Origin of the sequence: Dysgonomonas sp. BGC7, assembly GCF_001261735.1 — a bacterium.
Taxonomy (GTDB): domain Bacteria; phylum Bacteroidota; class Bacteroidia; order Bacteroidales; family Dysgonomonadaceae; genus Dysgonomonas.
Window position 1 is genome coordinate 1 of record NZ_CVRP01000014.1, and the last position, 22,251, is coordinate 22,251.

At 38.1% G+C, this 22,251-nt stretch carries 12 protein-coding genes and 1 pseudogene; 2 read left to right on the forward strand and 11 right to left on the reverse strand.

Going from position 1 to position 22,251, the window contains the following annotated elements; translation table 11 throughout:
* Both BGC7_RS13235 and BGC7_RS13240 read left to right on the forward strand, forming a co-directional pair.
* A pseudogene (locus BGC7_RS13235) lies at positions 1–594 on the forward strand (UxaA family hydrolase); the annotation flags it as partial.
* Between the two features lie 57 nt (positions 595–651).
* Positions 652–1,776 (forward strand): acyltransferase family protein, encoded by a 1,125-nt coding sequence (locus tag BGC7_RS13240; protein WP_050702085.1) that lies wholly within the window; start codon positions 652–654, stop codon positions 1,774–1,776.
* A 108-nt stretch (positions 1,777–1,884) separates the two neighbouring features.
* Here the strand turns inward: BGC7_RS13240 and BGC7_RS13245 are convergent, their stop codons facing one another.
* From BGC7_RS13245 to BGC7_RS13295, 11 genes are all read right to left on the reverse strand, one after another.
* Positions 1,885–3,393: a fimbrillin family protein gene (locus tag BGC7_RS13245; RefSeq protein ID WP_157258729.1), complete on the reverse strand. Its 1,509-nt coding sequence runs from the start codon at positions 3,391–3,393 to the stop codon at positions 1,885–1,887.
* 28 nt (positions 3,394–3,421) lie between these two features.
* Positions 3,422–4,948, reverse strand: coding sequence for a fimbrillin family protein (locus BGC7_RS13250; RefSeq protein WP_157258730.1), 1,527 nt, complete (start codon positions 4,946–4,948; stop codon positions 3,422–3,424).
* Between the two features lie 67 nt (positions 4,949–5,015).
* Positions 5,016–6,656 (reverse strand): aldo/keto reductase, encoded by a 1,641-nt coding sequence (locus tag BGC7_RS18210; protein WP_082206740.1) that lies wholly within the window; start codon positions 6,654–6,656, stop codon positions 5,016–5,018.
* Between the two features lie 16 nt (positions 6,657–6,672).
* A complete protein-coding gene (locus BGC7_RS13260; protein WP_050702172.1) occupies positions 6,673–8,481 on the reverse strand; it encodes a glycoside hydrolase family 2 protein in 1,809 nt (602 codons plus the stop codon).
* Between the two features lie 10 nt (positions 8,482–8,491).
* On the reverse strand, positions 8,492–9,559 hold the full coding sequence (locus tag BGC7_RS13265) for an endo-1,4-beta-xylanase (protein ID WP_082206742.1): 1,068 nt from the start codon (positions 9,557–9,559) through the stop codon (positions 8,492–8,494).
* A gap of 13 nt (positions 9,560–9,572) precedes the next feature.
* Positions 9,573–11,822, reverse strand: coding sequence for a glycoside hydrolase family 3 N-terminal domain-containing protein (locus BGC7_RS13270; RefSeq protein WP_050702173.1), 2,250 nt, complete (start codon positions 11,820–11,822; stop codon positions 9,573–9,575).
* Positions 11,823–11,918: 96 nt separating this feature from the next.
* Positions 11,919–12,287, reverse strand: a complete 369-nt coding sequence (locus BGC7_RS13275) for a hypothetical protein (RefSeq protein WP_242034332.1) — start codon at positions 12,285–12,287, stop codon at positions 11,919–11,921.
* 29 nt (positions 12,288–12,316) lie between these two features.
* The gene (locus BGC7_RS13280; RefSeq protein WP_050702090.1) at positions 12,317–13,939 is read right to left on the reverse strand and encodes a SusD/RagB family nutrient-binding outer membrane lipoprotein; all 1,623 of its coding nucleotides are present in this window, start codon (positions 13,937–13,939) and stop codon (positions 12,317–12,319) included.
* A gap of 11 nt (positions 13,940–13,950) precedes the next feature.
* Complete coding sequence (locus BGC7_RS13285) at positions 13,951–17,145, reverse strand: SusC/RagA family TonB-linked outer membrane protein (protein WP_369799098.1); 3,195 nt, start codon at positions 17,143–17,145, stop codon at positions 13,951–13,953.
* 205 nt (positions 17,146–17,350) lie between these two features.
* A complete protein-coding gene (locus BGC7_RS13290) occupies positions 17,351–21,298 on the reverse strand; it encodes a hybrid sensor histidine kinase/response regulator transcription factor (RefSeq protein ID WP_082206746.1) in 3,948 nt (1,315 codons plus the stop codon).
* Between the two features lie 212 nt (positions 21,299–21,510).
* Positions 21,511–22,248 carry a hypothetical protein gene (locus BGC7_RS13295; protein ID WP_050702093.1) on the reverse strand — a complete coding sequence of 246 codons (738 nt, stop codon included), beginning with the start codon at positions 22,246–22,248 and terminating at the stop codon, positions 21,511–21,513.
* Positions 22,249–22,251: the final 3 nt, after the last annotated feature.

Sequence of the window (22,251 nt, forward strand, 5' to 3'; positions counted from 1 at the left end):
CCTGAAATGTTCGGTGCTGAAACAATACTAATGAACAGGGCTGAAACAAAAGAAGTATTTGACAATACGGTATTACTGATCAACAATTTCAAGCATTACTTCCGAAAGTTTGACCAGCCGATTTATGAAAATCCTTCTCCGGGAAATAAAGCAGGGGGAATAACAACTCTTGAAGACAAATCTTTGGGTTGTACTCAGAAAGGAGGAAACTCGGAGGTAGTGGATGTGTTAGATTACGGACAGCCGGTTACCAAACATGGGCTGAATCTGCTGAATGCTCCCGGAAACGACCTTGTGGCGGCTTCGGCGCTGGCCATGTCGGGATGTCAGATTGTACTTTTTACCACAGGTAGGGGAACTCCATTCGGAGCATTTGTACCTACAATGAAGATATCCACAAACAGTAAACTATACAATTTCAAGCAAAACTGGATCGATTTCAATGCCGGATCTCTGCTCGAAGGAAAAAGTATGCAGACGATTCTGGACGAATTCATCAACTTTACGGTCGACGTATGCAACGGTAAACATCTGAAACACGAGGAGACAGGATTTAAAGAAATTGCTATATTCAAATCAGGGGTAACGCTATAAGAAAGAAAAAAGAAGAATTATATTTGTTGTATAATGTAACCTAATAAAAATCGTAAAATGCAAACCGAAGTAAAGATCTCTTCTAAGAGACTCGACTCTTTAGATGCCCTACGAGGTTTTGACATGGCCTTTATAATGGGTATTCCTGCAATTATAGCCTGTTTGGAACAACTATTCGGAGGGGCAGCACTAGGGTGGTTGTCTGAACAAATGCACCATGCCAAATGGGATGGATTGAGAATAATGGACTTGGTGTTTCCTACGTTTCTTTTCATTGCAGGATGCTCTTTTCCACTATCGCTAATAAAAAGAAGAGAAAAGAAACAATCAGATAGTCAAATATACAAACACATATTCACAAGGGTATTCTGGATGATACTACTCGGATGTGTATATAACGGCCTTCTCAAATTCGACTTCGAACATATGCGATATGCAAGCGTATTGGCGCGAATAGGAATAGCATGGATGTTTGCTTCGCTGATTTATATGCACGTGTCTAACAGGAAACTGATAGTAGCTCTTCCTTTTATTATACTTGCCATTTACAGCCTTGTTATAGGAAATGTGTATGCTCCCGACGCCGAAGTGGGTCTTAATATATATACGCCCGAAGCCTCTATTGTAGGCTGGGTAGACAGGATGCTTCTTCCCGGCAGACTATTACGCTCCGGGATTTTTGATCCGGAGGGAATAATGTCTACCATTCCTGCTATATCCACTGCGCTATTGGGAATGTTAGCAGGTGATATATTACAAAACGACAAATATAATCCGAACAAAAAGGTTTGTATATTCTCGTTGCTTGGAACAAGCTTCATAATTGCCGGAGTAGTTCTGAGCATTTGGGAGCCTATAAACAAAGCTTTGTGGTCTAGTTCATTCACTCTTGTTTCAGCAGGAATCAGCTTACTTATGCTGACATTATTTTACTGGATTATTGATATTAAGAATATAAAAAAAGGATTTTCCTTTTTCAAAATAATAGGCATGAACTCGCTTGTCATCTATCTGGGGCAGCAAATAATTTCCTTTAAAGGCATATCGTCTTATTTCTTCAATGGTCTGGCATCTTTGTTTAGTGAAAATATAGGCAATCTGATACTAAGTTGTGGTTATGTTGCAGTGTGTTGGCTGTTTCTATATTTCTTATATAAGAAGAATGTATTTCTGAAAATATAATTTTAGCATCGGTAACTAAGTACTCATAAATAGCTAAGCTCTAAAATACAAAGAGGCAGAACCAACTAATATCGGTTTTGCCTCTTGTTGCAGATAACCCGGAACCCCTTAAAATTGCATTATCGCCCGAGCCCTACCCCATGTATCGTATTTGAATTTTGAATTCTGTAAAATCCCTGTCTGAAAATGTACAGACCATACTTTTTGGTTATCTATCTCTGTAGAAGCCCAATACTGTCCTGTCAGGTTCAATATAACGCCACCTGCATTTGTTAGCTTTGTATTAAATTCAGTACGAGCAGCAATAGCCGCAGTAGAATTAAGATTAGGCATTGCCCCTCCATCTATCCACGAAGTTTCTATATCGGCATATGCAATACCGCTGATAGCTGCATACAGAGATCTCAATTCATTCTTAGAAGGTATATACCACTGTCCATTCACATCACTTTCGTTCATTTCGCTATACAACCAATGAAAGACTGCGTAATCTGTAGAGAAATTAGAAGCAGATTTTCGCACATTAATAAGGCTATGTGTTGCACTTTTTCCATCATCAATATCCCTTATCAAAGCTACACCATCAGTAGATTCGTCCTTAGGTGAAGTTCCCCATCTGTTTTGCTTTTCGGTTAAGGAAACCACCTTACCGTTTTTTCCTCCATTATAGACTTCAAAAACAATACCCTGAGGAGTTCCTGTGAAAGGATAGACATCTCCGACACTATAATTATGTTCGGGTAAAGGATCTCCTGTAAGAGTAATTTTCCACTTCGACACTTTACCTCCCGTAAGGGTAGTTGCAGTTTCAGTACTGTAATTAAAGTTTATTTCTTTGCCAGTAGTTTCTTGTATAAAAGAAAATATTTCCTTTCCCACACCTATTGTCTGAGCCGGTACTAATGCCCGATATGTATAAGTAGAAGCAGATGTTTCTTTTTCGACACGAAGCATTGCAATATCCTGCGTTGCAGAGACAACAGATGTTGCAGAAGAATTTACCAAATTAACATTTGCAGAAGAAGAACAGTTGCGTAGTATTACTGTTAAAGAGTTGTCAAAAGCCACCATATTTGCACCTTTAACAATTTCCACCTGTACAAGAGACAAGGCATGAGAAAATTGTAGATTAACAGTAGTTTTCATTTGATTTTCGGCTTTAGCTAAAATCAAATCACTATCATTATATATGCTTTCATCTTTTTGGTTATTGTCTACGGTAAATATCATATTTACAGGATCAGCACCTGACACATATGGATAATAAGCATAAAAAGTAAGAGTAGAACCATCGACTGGTGAATATATCTTATCACCATCTAATGTCCATTCTCCGGCATTATAAGTCAATTTCCGATTGTCTTCATAATTACCGGACGACTTCAAGGATTCACCACTTTTAATGATAAACACTCCTATTTCGTCTCCATCTTCAAATTTACTTTTAAAATCAGTACCAGTAGATACTTTTGTTTGATTATCAAAGCTCATTGAAAAGTTAATTTCACCTTTCGATTCGAGGCTCTTTTCTTCTCCGGCTGAAAAATCATCCTCGTTACCGCAAGAAGCAAAACCTAAGAAGAGTAATCCTATTAATAATAATCGTATTGATTTCATATATTTGTATTTTATTTTCATGAAGTAATTAGAATGCCAGGATAGGACGAAGTCTTCCGTAGGCATCTCCTTTCGATTTTGAGTTTTGCAATACGCTCGTCTGAAAATGTACCGACCAGACTACATTACTGCTTATTTCTGTTACTGCCCAATATTGTCCATAGAAATTGAAAGCTGTTCCTCCTGCATTTGTGACCTTGGTATTGAATGCCGTACGGGAATTCTGGCTAGCGGTTGAATCGAATCCCGGCATAGCAGCACCATCCGTCCAGCTATTCTCAATCTCAGCATAAGTCAATCCGCTAATTGCTGCATAGAGCTCTTTCAATTCGTTTTTAGACGGAACATACCATGCTCCATTCTCATCAGCACCATTAAGGCTATTATATAGCCAATAGAAAACAGTATAATCATTTGCAAAATTTGCTGCGTTTTTACGCTTCGCTATCAAATTCTTAGTCGCATCTTTTCCATTGTCTGCATCTCTGATGAGCAATACACCATCAGCCGATTCATCTTTTGTATTATCTCCCCATCTGGCCTGCTTTTCCTGTAGAGAAACAACCTTGCCATTTTTTCCTCCGTTACTAATTTCGTAAACTATACCTGTAGGTGTTCCTTCTTTAGGATAAACATCGCCCACACTATACTTTGCTACAACGACAGGCTTACCGTTTCCGAGAGTAGGATCATCGCCTGTACCAAGCCAATCAGAAATACTTCCTTCCGAAATCTCGATCTGGCTGGTGCCCACTGTAACATCGAACGAATATATTTTCCCTTCGGTAAAAGAGACAGGAACAGTTGTCTTCCACTCGAAAGAGGTATTATTAGACAAAACAAATTCAAGATTATATAACACATCTGATTCGGGCAACACAATAGCCTGAGAAACTGTTCCATCTGGTGCTGTCGATGCTGTTATAATTTCTTTTGTCCGAATATTACTCATCCGCCCTGTAGCCAAATTAAAATCGGCAGCAGTATTCAACCCGTTTATATTGACTTTCATATTGTTTAGGCTGGATGCAGGTAAACCCTGTCCGACAGAAATATTAAATATGAGTTTAGTCAGCTTATGCGAAAAATTGAGATCGACAGATGTAACTCCGTTATTTATATCTAAGGCATTGTTGCTGTACAAAAGATCTATTTTGGATTGTTGACTCTGGTCTTTAAGATTAACATCGTATAGAAAATTACTTACTTCTTTGTAAGGATAATATGCTACAAAGTCAACATTTTTGCTTTCATCAGCAGGATAATATATAGGATCTGCTACAGGAGATAATCTACCGGACGCATCCGCTGTATATTGAGAATTACGGGCATTATTTACAACAAGAGTAGTACCGCTTCTCATCATATAGACTCCTATTTCATCACCCGAAGTCCATAATCCATCTGCTGTTTTCAGTTTCGACATTTCTGATATAGAAGCATCAAACTGTACAGCGCTTCCTACTTTGTGACTGTCGCTATTATCGTCATCATCGCTACAAGCGATTAATCCAAACAGTAATAATCCGGTTAGTATTAAATGTATTTTTTTCATGCTTTTCATATTTATGTTATTTTCATTACTTGCTAAAAGAAGGCATTTGTTTTATTCTTTAGCTACTTCATTCCCATTCCGGAAATTGTGTCTTATTCAGGTCAAGATCTGAAATCTGCTTCATATCAGCAGCATCAAGCTCAAAGTCAAACACATCTAAGTTTTCAGACATGTAAGCTAAATTTGATGTACGGGGAACAGTAATTATACCTCGCTGAATAATCCATCTTATAGCTATCTGAGCATTACTTTTATTATACTTTTTACCAATGGCTGTAAGAATAGGATTATTGAAAATATCGCCACGACCACCGACCAACGGAGACCATGCTTCCATCTGTATTCCCATATTATTTAAATCTCTTTGGGCTGCAAACTGCTGAAAAAGGACATGAGTCTCTATTTGATTCACCGCTGGTTTTACTTTTGCATAAGACAATAATTCTTTAAGTTGATCGGTATCGAAATTACTAACCCCAATCGCTTTTATCTTACCCTCATTGTAAAACTCTTCCATCGCTTTCCACGATCCTTTTATATCTTTATGTGGTCTTGGTCGATGAATCAGATACAGGTCTATGTAATCTGTTCCAAGTTTTCGTAAAGATGCTTCAAAGCCTTTTTTAGCCGCTTCATATCCCATATCATCTACCCATAGCTTTGTGGTAATGAAAAGATCTTTACGTTCAATTCCACTTTTTTTGATTCCCTCACCAACTTCTTCTTCATTAGCGTATATATTGGCGGTATCAATCATTCGGTATCCTAATGAAATTGCATTTGCAACACTATTACGGGCTTCAGATCCATTAAGAGCGTGTGTTCCAAAACCGAGTGCAGGCATTTGCACTCCATTGTTGAGTGTAATCATCGGAACAGATCTTTTTTGATAAACTCTTACATAATCAACCTCATATGTAGCAGGCAGAGCTGTTTCATCTACACCTTTCATTCCACCCCAATCTCCTCCCCAAGCCAAATTCAGCTTAAGATAGAATGGCTTATCGAACGGCCACATTGTTTTATCTCCGGCTTTATTATTGTGATAAATGAAATGTGCTTTACCATCAACATAGCCTTTAATATAATCAGGTGTCCATTCCAGTCCATATATATGAAATTCAGATTCGGCTGTAGGAACATATTGTTCTCCGGTTTTGTGAGTTCCTTTTTTATGGTTATACGCAGCAGTATGAATAGCTGAAGATGTCCAGTTTGGACGAACTCCTACTTCTTCCATAATATCTATTTCTCCATCTTCAGGCCACGTTTTAAAATCTCGGGGGAGCATCCAGAAAGCAGGCCATGTTCCTTTTCCTACAGGTAGTTTAAGACGAGCTTCGAAATATCCGTAAGTCCAGCTTTGAAGAGTATTCAGGCGGGCGGATATAACCCCACGTCCTTTCTTTTTTGCAATAATTTTCAAAGTTCCATCAGAAACTATAGTGCAAGTATCTATGCCAGATACCCCTGCCACATAATGCTGAATTTCGTTATTTCCCCATCCATGATCTCCTGTTTCGTAACTCCAACGTGTTGTATTAGGCATTGCAGGTTTTCCATTGTCTGAAGAAAGATCGTTAAACTCTTCTTGCCAGATCAATGAGTATCCTTCAGGATTAAAACGATCAGACTTAAGAGATTCTTGCGCACGGCTTATCCCCACAACTGAAATAAGGAAACAAAATAGAATAAAGCTCTTCTTCATAACCTATACTGTTAAATTACTTCGTTTTGTATTCTTCTTTTTTCTTATTATAAAAATCCTGCATTACAAAAAATGCTTTCTTTTTTATACCCCAATTAGATATAACACCTTTACGATTATAAAAATCCTGTATGCCGGGCAATTGGCGCCTTGGAGAACGAAAGTCTACTAATATCCAAGGAGAAAGACCGGAAAGCCCTTCTATTTTATCTAACATTTCAAGATTTTGTATATAAAGTTCCTCCTGATACTCTTCTGTCCATCGTTGTGTCTTAGGGCCGTGCATGCCTTGTAGAGCATCTCCTCCAAATTCACTGATAATTACCGGCTTGTTATACGGAACTTCCCATTTCATATCCTTACACGACTCGTTAGTACCTCTATACCAGCCTAAGTACTGATTGAAACTGACAACATCTACAAATTCATTCATATTGTCATCAAGCTTATTTATGTTGTTAGGAGCCTCAGTCACTTCCATAGCCATACTTATCAGCCTTGTATTATCCTGCTGACGGGCAAAAGATGAAAGCCTGCTCAGGAATTTATCGCGAGCATCGCCATGTGGAGTTTCATTGGCAATAGACCAAATAATAACTGCTGCACGATTCTTGTCACGATAAATCATGTCACGTAATTGGTTTTGAGCATTCTGATATGTTTCTTCTCTATCGAAAGAGATCGTCCAGTAGACGGGTATCTCAGACCACACCATTAGCCCGAGACGTTCGGCTTCACGTACCATATTTTCATTGTGAGGATAATGTGCCAGACGCACATAATTACAACCCATTTCTTTAGCCCAAGACAAGAGTGTTACAGCATGCTCTTTCGACCATGCACGTCCTTGATAGAAAGGAGCTTCTTCGTGAATACTGATTCCCCGTAAGAAAATATGCTGACCATTAAGAAGTATTTGCTTCTCTTTGGTTTCTATAGTTCGAAAACCAATCTTATCTGAAATATTCTCATTCTCAGAATGTAGTGCTACATCATACAATTTAGGGTTTTCGGGAGTCCATAAAACAGGCTTGGACTTTATTTCGAAAACCGCCTTTCCGTCAGTATCTGTAAGCAGCTTTTGCTTTATTTTCAGTTCGGGTATATCTATGGTGATTGTTTGCCCGGCAAGAGGATTATTCAACTTAACCCATCCCGTGATTAAATTTGTCACACCTTTTGGCAACTGGATAAAATAATCTTCAAGATAGGTTTCAGGCAGCACAGATAACATTACCTCGCGAGTAATTCCTCCATAGTTCCACCAATCCATATTGACAGTAGGGACATTATCCTTATGGCGTTTGTTATCGACTTTTACAACTACAAAATTATTACCATTGGTTATTTCGTCAGTCACATCAAAATTGAAAGGAGTATAACCTCCTATGTGCTCTCCTACTTTTGTGCCGTTTACATATACCTTAGTGTCATAGTTTGCAGCTCCAAAATATAAGACATATTTTTTGCCGGCCTCTTTTGACACTTCAAAGTCTTTCTTGAACCAAACGGTACCTTCATAAAAGAAAAGCTGATCGTCTTTTGTATTCCAGTCGGATGGAATATCCATGATGGGTGAAGTGTCAAGATTATACTCTACCAATTCTTGCGGGTTCTGAGCTTTTCTGTTTTTGAAAAAGCCATTTTTCAACACTTCGAGTCTATATCCATAATATCCATTTTCGAGAGGATCTACAACATAATTCCATTTGCCATTCAGGCTAATATTTTCGCGAGCATAGATATTGGACACCAACGGAATCTCTTTTGCAAAAGAAGTAGCTGCCAGTAATAGAGTAAATATTGTAAATAAAATTCTTTTCATATCTACACGTTTATTTATACAAGCCTTGTAAAATACCATCATACGCCGGCTTACGCTCATAGTCTTTGCTAAAAGGCAACACCCAGTCCGGCGAACTGTAGCGCCACGAATACTGATCAGTTACTCCCCACATAGTGATTCCGAATTGTAATTCGACAGGTATATCCATCATAGCTTTAGTTACATACCTGTATATATCCTGCTGTTTTTTAGCCAACTCATCGGTAAAAGTAAGTGTCTCTATATTATCCGGATTTACTGAAACATCCAACTCGGAGACATGTACTTTCAAATTTCTCGCGGCAGCAGCCCGAACAGCATATTCTATTCTACCTTCCAGTTTATTAATATCTGTATGCATTTGCAGACCAATTCCGTGTATAGGAACATTTTTAGCAATCAGCTCATCTGCCAGTTTATTAATAGCTACATTCTTAGCATGACTATATTCCTGTCCGTACTCATTATAAAATAGAATTGCGTCAGGATCTGCTTCGTGAGCATATTTAAATGCTAATTCTATATACTCTGTTCCTATATTTGTAAGCCATACACAAGGGCGATATGTTCCATCGTCGAGTAAAACTTCATTAACAACATCCCATGAGGTAACTTCACCCTTAAAGTGTGTAACAACATCCTGTATATATTCTTTCATCAGAGTTTTCCATGCTTCTTTGTTGCCTGAAAAAGACTGTATCCATGCCGGAGTTTCCCTATACCAGATGAGAGTATGACCATGAACCCTCATATTGTTTTGCTTAGCAAAATCGACTATATAATCAGCATCATCGAAAAAGTATAAGCCTTTACCTTTACTGACAACAGTCATTTTCATCGCATTTTCTGCCGTTATACTACTAAATTCTTTAATGAGTATCTCCTTATATTTAGCATCATTCTTCAAATGAGTAATATTTACAGCAGCACCCATCTTGAGAGGCGACTCTCTTAGATTGTCAATATTAAGTTTGGGTATTTCGTTACTGCCAGTCGGAGTATTATCATCATCATCGCTACATGCCGATGTTATAGTCATCGAAAATATACATAGCGCAAATATTAATATCTTTTTCATGTGTATTCTATTTTTAGCGTACAATAAATTCTTCTTTCTTTAAGTCTGCTGTGCGAGAAGATGATCCTATATGAACTGTAAAAGCACCAGCTTCTACTCCATAATTCATTTTAGCATCATAATACGAAAGTTTGTCAGGAGTTATATTAAACTCTACAGTCTTAGTCTCTCCGGGGTTCAGCGATATACGGGCAAAATCTTTCAATTCTTTTACAGGACGTGTTGCCGAACTATAGTTATCGGTTATATAGAGTTGCACAACTTCATCTCCTTGCTTTTTACCGATATTAGTTATATCTATAGAAGCTACAACAGAGCCATCTTTAGCAATCTCCTTCGCCGACAGTTTCATTTCTCCATATTTGAAAGAAGTGTAACTAAGTCCATATCCGAAATCGAATAATGGAGTAGAATTTCCTGTTGCATATTTAAACCATTTCGAGGTGAATTTATAATTATAATAAGTCTGAATTTGTCCCGAATGACGAGGAATTGTGATTGGCAATTTTGCTGAAGGATTTACGTCACCGAAAAGAATCTCGGCTGTAGCCTGTCCTCCCAAAGAGCCCGGTTCCCATGCCTCTAGCAATGCTGGAACATTATTAGCAATCCACTCGGTAGACAAAGGGCGACCGTTTACCAGAACCACAACTACAGGTACTCCCATATTGTACAAACCCTCTACAAGCTCTTGCTGAAGACCAACCAGATTAATATCATATCTGTCGCTATTTTCTCCACATGTTTTATCTTTCCACTGGTAACGCATAGAATTTTCTCCGACAACAACTATTACTAAATCGTTATCTTTTGCCATACCAATAGCCTTATCAACTTGTTCTTGTTTCATAGTACGCAGATTCCAGCCAAATTCGCAGAGATTAAATTTCACATCCGGACGTACTTGTTTCAACCCCTGATAGATTGTCACTACATTAGCCTCGGGCTGTTCCAGAGCCCAATCGCCTAATATGGACTGGTTGTTGGCATTAGGCCCTGTAACAAGAACTTTCTTATATTTTTTACTGTCGAGCGGTAACAGGTTATTCTCGTTTTTGAGAAGAACTATTGACTGACGAGCTAAATCCAATGCTGTTTGTTGGTGATTCTTATTATATAGTATTTTATTAACATTGGCTACATTCACATAAGGATTTTCAAATAATCCCAAGCGGAATTTAGACTCCAAAATTTTCCTTACGGACTCGTTGATACGAGCTTCTGTTAGTTTACCTTCCTGAACAAGCTTTATGACATCGAAGTAAAAATCAGGGCCATGCATATGCAAATCCATTCCGGCATCGACTGAAAGGAAGAACGCATCTTTCAACGTCTCACTCACTTTATGATAGTCTTGCATACGCTCTATATCCATCCAGTCACTAACTATGAAACCCTTAAACCCTAATTCTTTTCGTAAGATATCATCCATCAGGTATTTATTACCATGACAAGGTATTCCGTTCAATTCATTGTGGGCAGTCATCACCGTTGCTGCTCCAGCATCTACACAAGCCTGAAAAGGAGGCAGAAACACTTCGCGCATTGTACGTTCCGACACATCGAATGGAGCCCCGTTGACACCGTTCAGAGGTTGACTTCCTCCTATCAAATGCTTTGCACATGCCAAGACAAAATCAGCTCCTGCATTACTTTCATTCTGAAACCCTTTTATAGTTGCCACTCCCATCTTAGAAACCAGAAATGGATCTTCACCAAACGTCTCTCCTACTCTACCCCAACGGGCATCGCGAGCTACTTCCACGTTTGGAGTAAAAGTCCAGTGAGTTCCTGTAGCTCTCATTTCCAAAGCTGTCTCATGCGACATTTTTTCAACCAAAGCAGGATTGAACGAAGCAGCCTGTCCTATACAAGTTGGGTAAATAGTTGTTCCTCGTACCATACCATTGCCATGTACAGCATCAATTCCCATAATGAGCGGAATTTTCAATCTGCTCTGCAAGGCTAATGATTGTAGATAATTAGCCTCTTCGGCAGATACAACATGCAAGAACGAACCTACCATTCCTTGCTTTGTCATCTCTTCTATTTTAGCAGGAGGATAATCTGCATAGAATCCCATCGCATGGCTCTTTTTCATTTCTTCGGGAGAAATCTCAAAAGCTGCTTTTTTCATATGCTCCAAGCCTACATACTGGTTCATTTGTGCAACTTTCTCTTCCAAGCTCATTCTTCCAAGAAGGTCTTCGACACGCTTTTCAACAGGTTGTTTAGCATCCTGATAAATATATTGTGCCGACATATACTGACCTGTAAAGAAGAATGAGGCCACGACTAAAACTGCTGTTATATTTTTGTTTTTGAAAATCATCTTTATATTTTTTTACACTTATAGATATTAGTTCGTTACATTCAATATTGCTTCTCTGGAAGTTGTATATTTCGGAGTAGTCACAACCAGCTTCAAGTTATGTTTAACAGGCTGACCAGAATGGTACTCGAAAACTGTACCTCTGCAATATTCTACCCCATCGAGATACCAGATTCCTTCACACAGATTGGAAGGAGTGAATTGCATGACTATGCTGAAATCGACACCTACCTGAGCACCAAAAACGCCTAATTCATTCCCAGTCTTATCTGGCCATCGTCCCATTATACGAGGATATTCCTCTTCTGTCATTACAGGCAGATCTACATCCGAATCGCAGGCAGAGAAAAAACTCATACCGATAATCATCATTATTATATATATTAACTTTTTCATTATAGTATCATTTTTTAGATTATCATTTTTTACTGCTTGTCCCACCACACTCTGGCATTCCAACTATCAACTCCGCCCATAGCTTCCAAAGCTGCATTATATGCTTCTTTATTGTACGATGCTTCAGACAATGGATAGTTTAGTCGGCGGGGTATAGTCTGAGATTCGATAGTTATAGCTCCATATTCGTGAGAAGATTTCAGCACAGGATAGCCAGAACGGCGCCAGTTGGCAAATGCTTCAGGACCATTGGTCAGATGCAGTATCCATAGTTGCTCATTGATAGACTTCATTTGTCCGCTTACTGTTGCCGGATATGGATTCGTTGTCAGATATGTAGAAATTTCTGCATCAGAGATTGCATTTATCTTATATTTTGCCAGAAGTTTCATTGCTGCGGTTACTCCGTTTTCATAATATTGTTTTGCCGTTGTCGAACTCGGGATATCGCCACTCCATCTTACTTTAGCTTCACTAAGGAGTAACTGAACTTCGGCATATGTCATCAGAACACCCGGAGCATCGCCTTTTAGAAATGCATTATTCAATTGAGGACGACAAGATTTATCCTGCCACTTCTGAGTAGAAGTACTCCAATAACCACTCGGCCATTTATCGTACCAGAAATAGCCCGGATTTGGCGGTTGAAACTGGCTTAACCCTTTTGTTGTAATAATCTCATCTGTAAGGTCTATTCTATTAAACGGATTCCCTGAAGCTAAAGCCGTTTCATCATAGCTACGCCCAATCTTCAAAAGACGTGGATCGCTCGTATCTTTCAAATAATTCCATAGAGTAGAACAAATACATTGTGTAGGGTATGGATCTCGCCCTCTCCAAATCTGCGACATTGCATTGCGACGAATTTCAGTTGTCTCCCAATCGAAAATATCATTATATGTAGTAAGAGCATCATCGTTTATAGTAAGCAAACCCGAGGCCAATCCTAAGATTTCAATCACTTCTTTACGTGCTTTTTCGGGATTTACCTTTGTTAAACGCATAGCTGCACGAAGGCGTAACGAATTGGCAAAACGTTTCCATTTGGTAATATCTCCACTGTATATTATATCTCCCGTTACAGTGCCACCTGCTGCACTCAGAGCAGCTTCTACTTCTTTCATTTCCTTCAGAAAATCATCATAAATAACTTCCTGCTTATTGTATACCGGACTTGAGATATCTTGAGAAGCACCTCTTCCTGCTTCGAAGTAGGGAATATCTCCATACATATCGGTCAAAATCATAGAATAATAAACTCTGAAGATGCGAGCTATTGATCTCACATTGGTATAAGAGGGGTCGTCTTTTGTTTTATCAATTACATCTACAAGATTTTTCATAGACAGACCATATATACGAGTCCATGTCTGAGACATAATAGGGTTACTCCGGCGATATTGACCTCCATAATTGGTTACATTCCACTCACCCTGCACATGTTGAACAAAGCTGGAAAAATAAAAGTTATAAGGCTCCATAGTCAACCAATCACCTCCTGTAAGAAGTTGGGCATATGCCAACTGATTGTTCGGATCTATAACAGGAGACTTTGTCGGGTTGGTATTCAGATCATCGAAGTTGTTACACGATGAGAGCAGCAATAGGCTCAAGACGCCTGCCAACAGTATTTTATTTATATTTTTAAACATAGCTTTCCTTATTAGAATTTTACATTAACATTAACCCCAAAGCTTCTGCGAGATGGAAGAGAACCAAACTCCAATCCCATACCCGTACTATTATTATAATTGGAATCAGGATCTATATTATCTATCTTTTTATAAATAATAAATGGATTACGAGACACGAATGAAACAGAAACATCATCGGCAAATTTTTGAATTATTTTTCGAGGCAGACGATATGAGAAAGTTATTTCTCTGACTTTTATATAGCTGTTGTCGTACACAAAAGCACTAGGCGCATAAGTAGAAATATGTTTCCAGTATTCTTCGGGATCTACCAATTTTGTGTTTTGAGCATAAGACTTATTACCTGCACCATCTACTGTTTCTATAACGCCTTTAGCAACATATCCTCCTGTTGGTGCCCAGTCTACTTCAGATACTCCGGCTTCGAGACGTTGCTCTTCCGATCTGTACCAACCATCGCGTCCGACAAGTGTTTCTTTCGATTTTCCTGTGCTGTAGAATGAACGAGCTGACATTGAGTAAAGATCTGCACCCCATTTTACATCAATTATGGCAGACAATGAGAAACTCTTATATCTCAGATTTGTGTTAACACCTCCTGTCCAATCCCATGTAGCATTGCCCAATACAGAAACCTGATCAGATATTTCGGGTAGTCCGGTAGAGGCGTTTATTATAATATCGCCCTTAGGACTACGTTTGTAATCTTTTCCCATAATAGCTCCGTAGTTCTCTCCGACTACTGCATCTACAGTTACATTTAGCCAAGCTGCCTCAGCCAGTGTAAAGCGATCGAGCCCGGAAGCAAGGCTTTTTACCTTATTTACATTCTTTGAGAAATTGAAATTCAAATCCCAAGAAAGGTCATTTGTTTCGACAGGACGAGTATTTAAAACTATTTCGACTCCTTTATTTTCTATATCACCAGCATTTACAATCTTGGCATCGTAACCCGAAGCGATAGACGTATTCAAACGCATAATCTGATCTTTACTATTTTGTGTATAGTAAGTGAAATCGAAGCCTAATCTGTTTTTCAAGAATTTCATTTCAATCCCGAATTCAGCAGAATTTGTCCGAGTAGGCTTCAGATTAGGATTAGGAACTTCCGAGTTGTAAATAGTACCCAAAGGATAAGTTCCATATGCCTTATCTATCATAGAGTAGTTTAGTGCCAAACGGTAAGGGCTTGTATCACTACCTACCTGAGCTACCGAAGCTCTCAGTTTGCCATAAGGGAATATATCTTTATTTAGTTTCCACACCTCAGTGAAGAGGAATGATGTAGATACAGAAGGATATATATATGTATTCTTACTGGAAGGCAGAGTCGATGATTTGTCTCCACGAAGGGTAGCATCGAGATACAAGAAATTGTTATATCCTACATTCACCATCGCAAATAAAGAGTTGATCTGTTTACGATATACATCTTCTACTACTTCTTTGGAAAGAAAACTCTGAAGTGCAACAACCTCACGCATACGCATATCTTTTGCTGTAACAGATTCGGTACGATTGTTTACAAAAAAGATATTTCCCCCTACATTAGCCCCTACATCAAAAAGTCCGAATTTATCTTTATAGGTAAGTAGAGCTTCCGTGTTGTATGTATAGTTCTTGAAAGTATTATTCTTCAAATATCCGGTCTCTCTTCCGGGTGTTGAATATGGAGCATAGTCTTGAAAAGTAAAGAGGTTAATCTCTCCTCCACCTGTTACACGAGCCTGAAACTTATCATTAAATTTATAGCTTAACACTCCTGTTCCCGAAAACTTATCTTTATCAGAGTTATTATTCATCTCATTTACAATCCAATAAGGATTGAGATTATATACATCGTGGTTGTTCCAATCGTAATACTCTCCATTATCCATTTTATAAGCATTTTTCAACCATCTTTGATCGAAAGTAGTGGCAAGCGTCATTAGGTTTTTACCCACATTGGTGCGGTCGCCGGATAATGCCGGACGGTTATTCACATCTTCACGCACATAATTAGCTTTCAGATCGAGATCCAGCTTATTTGCAATCTGTGTATTTGCACGTATATTAATCGTATTTCGACTCATATCTGTATTAGGAACTATATCCCAATTCAACATATTTGTATATGATAGCCTTACACCGGTTTTATCTTGTGTGGCATTAAAGATTACAGTATTGGTAGTAGTAACACCTGTTCGGAAAAAGCCGTCGATGTTGTTCTCGATAAACTTATAAGGACGTTTTACTCCATCGAAATACGTTAGATATAACCCTTCATCGATTTTAGGCCCCCAGTTGCGACTAGAGCTATGCTTGTCATCGATCCCGTTTATACGACCTTCTGTACCCTGTCCGTAAGTTGTTTGAAGATTATTATACTTAGTAAGTTGATGCTCGATAGTAGTAGTTGAATTAAACTCTATACCAAGCCTTTTCTTACCTCCTGCTTTTTTTGTTGTAATCAGAATTACACCATGGGAAGCCCGACTACCATAGAGAGCCGAAGCGGCAGGGCCTTTGAGCACCGATATGTTTTCTATATCGTCGGGGTTAATACTTGAAATACCGTCTCCCAAATCATATCCTCCATGCGTATCGGCAGAACCAAAATTAGTATTGTCTAACGGAACGCCATCTACAACATACAAAGGCTGATTATTTCCTGTAAGTTCGGTACTACCACGAATAATAACACGAGAACTACCCGATGGGCCGCCAGCTGTCTGGCTGATAACCAACCCCGGAACCTTTCCAGCCAAAGCATTGATAACATTTGTTTCCTTTGCCTTTTCCAGCTCTTCTCCTTTCACTTCACCCACCGAGTATCCCAAAGCCTTCTTCTCACGCTTGATGCCCAAAGCCGTAACTGCAACTTCTTTTAGCAGATTCACTTCTTCTTCGAGCGTAATATTTAATGTCTTCTGATTCGATACTCTTACTTCCTGAGTAACGAACCCAATGTATTTTATAACAAGAACCGTATTAGGAGTAACATCAATCGTAAATTTCCCATCAGCATCGGTAATGGTACCTTTCAATGTTGCTTTAATTTGGACGGAAGCCCCGATAAGAGGTTCTCCTTCAACATCAATCACCGTACCCGATATCTTCCATGAGTTTTGTTGAACAGTTTCTGTTGCTTTTACATCTATATTACCCATTGCAAAGGAACAGGGCAATACTAGAAGAGAAAACAGCAAGAGTGATACTTTCATTCTTTTCATTGGTATTAGTTTGAGAGTTAAAATAATAAAACAAAAGGCTATATGAATAACCATTCAGGCAACAATATTAGATATAATGTTCTTTAAGAGGGTTTAAAAATTGACAGATTGAGGTTTGAAAACTATCATTTAACAAGATCAGACAGTTTAACAGACAGATAACAGACTAATAAACAGATGATAACAAAAAGATTAATCAATCCACTATTTTGCTTGGATTGGTTCCATAATATTTTTTAAAAACTGTACTAAAGTATTTAGTATCGGAAAAACCTGTTTGTAATGCAACCTCTTGAATAGTATATTTTTTAGAAATTAACAACTCTTTTGCCTGCTTTAGTCTGATAACCCGAATAAATTCGTTAGGAGACTGATTCGTCAGGGCTTTTAGCTTTTCATAAACAAGTGTACGACTCATCGCAATTTCTGCACAGAGATCATTGACCGTAAATTTACTGTTTGCCATATTCTTTACGACTATTTGAATACACTTATTTAAGAATTCTTCATCGATATTTGTTGTGCCGACCTCAATATCCACAGCGCTATCTTCTAAGGTTGTTGATTCGGCCAGATTATTTTTTGTAAGATAATATTGCTGCAATTTTTTTCGGGTTTGAAGAAAGTTGTGAATTTTCATTTTCAACACCTGACTATCAAATGGCTTTGTTATATAGTCATCAGCTCCATATTGGAGACTGTGAATCATCTTATCTTTCTCGGCAATGGCAGTAAGCAAAATAACATGAATGTGAGATGTCTCAATATTGTTTTTCAGAATACGACACAGCTCATCGCCATGCATACCATCCATCATAATATCAGAGACAACCAAATCTGTCATATTATTCTTGAGAAACTCCAACGCTCGCTCTGCCGAAGAAACACTGTATAGCTTATACTCATCAGACAATATATTTGTCAAGTAGTTACGCATATCATCATTATCTTCTACAAGGAGAATGCGGTAAGATTCTGTAAAGTGACGTTTCGACGCTGAATAGAATTCTTTATCCGCATAGGTATCCTCTTCTATACCGGTATGAGGAGAGACAAAGCCCAAATCCTTGATAGGGAAAGACAAGCAAAAGGTAGTTCCCTTGTTTTCCTCACTTATAAAAGCTAACTCTCCTTTTATTTGTTTCACCAACTTATGCGTAAACATAAGCCCTATACCCGATCCTATTTCTTTAGAGTTGACAGCATTTTCGGCTCTGTATATATGTTTAAATATTTTCTTCTGTTCTTTCTTCGAAATACCAATACCAAAGTCTTCGACCTCGAGGCTGATCTTTTTATCATTATTTCTCAGCCTTAAATAAATACCTGAATCCTCTTTCGAGTATTTAAGAGCGTTCGAAAGTAGATTGTCAACTATTCTGTCCAGCTTTTTTATGTCAGTCTCTATATAAATACCATCAGCCGGAAGTTCTAGATGAATGGCAATACCCTTATCTTGAGCCAAAGGAGAAAATTGCTTTTGCTTATTGTTCACATAGTTTTTCAAATCGCAGATGGAAAGGCTCAATCGGGAAGGATTTATTTCCTCTTTCTGAAAATCTAACAACTGAGTAACCAAAGAGAAGAGTTTCTCCCCATTCTGTTTTGCCAATTGCAGATATGCTTTTCCCTTATCTGACATTTTATGTTCTTCTTCCAGATTGGACAAAGGAGCTAGTACTAAAGACAATGGAGTGCGAATGTCGTGTGCAACATTTATAAAGAAATTAATTCGTTCCTTCGATTGCTGTTTCAACATTCTTTCTCTGTAAAAACTCCATGCCCAATAAACTAATGACACAAATACCAAAGAATAAATGATCCATGCCCAGATAGTATTCCAGAAAGGCTCATTTACAATAACATTTATCTTCCTTTCGGCCAGTATTTGTCCGTCATTTTTGTTTATACATTGAATTTTGAATGTATACTTTCCCGGAGAAATATTGGTATAATCGGCAGTCAATGCACTTCCGCGCGGTATCCAATCCTTGTCGAATCCTTCTAAAATATATTTATAAACATAATTATCCGGATTATAGAGATCTATAGCAATAAAGCCAAAGGAGAAAGAACTCTGATCGTAATCTAATGTAATATCATTCAGCTCATTGATAGGCTTGGGTAATATTTCGGGTGCATCTTTTGGCGTAATTGACTGATAGAATAGTCTAAAATCGGTAAACAGTAGTTTTGCTTTCAGTTCTGCTCTTTTTATATCTTTCGGATTAAATATCAGCGCCCCATCTGTTCCTCCAAATGCCATACGACCATCTTTAAATTCGGTGAAAGACATAAAAAGAAATTCCTTTATAGGAAGATTGCTTATATTATACAAGAACCTTTTCTGAGCAGGATCGAAACAAAATATCCCTTTACTGTTACTTACCCATAACAACCCCTGCCTATCTTCCAGTATTCCGTATATATAGTTGGATGGAAGTCCATTGTAAGTAGAGAAATTATCAACCTTATCAGTCTTCAGATTCATACAGTTGAGCCCTCCCCCATCGGTACCAAACCAGATTTCATCACCAATCATTACTGATGAGTAGACAAAAGTATTACTTTTTATATCATATTTGGCCGGACTATTAAAGTAGCGTTTTTTCTCGCCCGTATGTTTGTTCAAAATAACAAAACCGTTAGAAGTCGCCACAAAAAGATTATTGCGATCAATTACCTTTATGGACTTAACCTGCTCTATGTCATAGTAGGAAAAAACTTCTTTGCCATCCACCAAAGACATCCTGGCAAGAGAAGAATACAGACAGCCAAACCACATGTCTCCATCATTATCTTTTACGGAGGCATATATACACTCTAACTGTGTCTTTTTCTGAAAATATGGAATGTAACGTAAAACTCCTCTATGTTTGTCGATACAATATAAGCCGGTACTGTAGCCCCCTGTCCAAATCCGACCGTTATTATCTTCGCAGAGGGTAAGAAAACTGTTTTCTTCTTCAAGGAAATGAGTCCATTGGTTCTTCTTCGTATCGTGGAAGCTTACTCCCAGATTGGTTGCATACCAAACATCTCCATCTCTGTCTTCGAGAATAGCATATATATGAGTTCCTTTAACAGACTGATTATTAAAGGGGATATGTCTTATCCATTCAAATATTTCAGGCTCTTTTACGATTGTTACCCCACCAGTATAGGTACCTACCCAAATATTCTTGTCATCAACTAAAATATCATACACATTGTTTGCCCGAAGAATACTCCCTTCTCTGTCATCGTTAGACAAATAAGACCCTGAGGTTTTAGCATCCATATCTACTTTATATACTCCACGACCGTCGAGCCCGATCAGAAGAGAATTACCAATCCATTCCCTTATTGCTTTTACAGGAACCGAGGGTATGTTGTTTATATACGGCAAGTCAAGATTCTCTTTTTTTACAAGATCCCAGACAAACAGACCGGAACTAAAACTCCCTGCCCATAAATAATGTCTCTTTTCGTCTTTGTAAATACTCATTATGTTGTGACCGTCAAAAATGGCTTTATCGTCTACCTTTCCGGAATTTTTATCTATAAAATATACACCCTTAGTAGTTCCTATTGCAAGCAAAGCAGAAGAGAAAGACACAATACAGTTTATAGAAAGATCTTCGTTAGTCAGTATAGGGTTCGCAGCAGTATCTTTGCTATTATATTTCAATAATCCCTTTAGAGACGCTATCCAGATAAAACCCTCTTCGTCAAGATACAGATCGTGGATAAATATAGTCTGAGTTTGTAAGGCAAAGACGAAAGAATCGGAAAAAGAATCGTAATAAAATATCTTTCCACTATCGGTAAAAGCCCATAATTGTCCGTTATAAGCTTTACGGATCTGAACCTCTCTACCATCTTTATCCTGCATAATCTCACTCTCCGACAAGCTATAATGCTTTACATTACGTCCATCGTATCTGCTAATACCCGATCGGGATGCAATCCAGATAAAACCATCTTTATCTTTTACGATATTGGATATAGACTGGCTCATCTGATTGTAACGATCGGTAAGTTGCCTATAATCGAAACTATTATCTGCTAAAGATTCAGAGAAAACGGATAAGAAAAGAAATAAAAGAAAGAATATATTTTTACTTTTCAGAGTATTGAGCATCTTACATAGAAAGATTGTCATTCAGACTGTTTTTATAGATTAGATCTTCGAAATTATAAAAAAACATTATAAAGCTAAAAGCCCCGGAAAGATTTAACTTCTTATGGAAGAAACCTTACAGAGCCTTTAGCCTTAAGTTATAAAAAAGTTTACTGTCGTATTTGTATCTGTAGGGGCCGTATTTGTCCCTGCTCATCTAATCACAAAATACATCAATAAATACTTTGTATTATTTATCTTTTTATGAATTGGGAAACTCTCAAGCTGGGATCAAAGATATAAGGAGAGCCAACTCCTTTTGCTGTCACCTGCCAAAGTACATTGTAATAAGCTTTAGTCCCTCCATTATTTGCCAACAGGTAAACAATTCCTTTTTCGCTGTTATAATAAACAGCCATATTGTCTATCTCTGGCTCGAGCAAATAATCATAGACGCCTTTAGGAAAAACTACCGTACGTCCTTTAATAGAAACCGAAATACTTTGATAGCGAAGTCTTGGTGAGTCGCCTCTGGCAATGCCTTTTACAATCCGGCCTTTTACACGATATAACCCATCAGTCCCTTTCTGCAAAAAAGTATCTTTCGACGTAACGCCTGACACTGATATATTTACACGAACATCATTTCCTTCGAACGAAATTATTCCTTGAGAAGACAAACGACTGACTTCTATCATCTCATAATCGTCTATGCGCATCAGGTCTGTACCTCTTATATAACCACTCTTGACCTCCCTCGATGGCAGATAATAACCAACATAGCGCCAAGGATCGATTTCCCTGTCGGGAGGATACATATAAAAAACAGAATCGTTGGATACAAGCTGCATAGTAGTCAAATCTCCCGGGCGGGTACAAAAATCAATTCTTCCTCTTATTGTGTCCAGAGCAACCACAAACTGAGCAGAAGCATTATGCACAGAGAGACTCATAATAAAAACGATGAGCAACATGTAATAATTTCTTTTCATAAC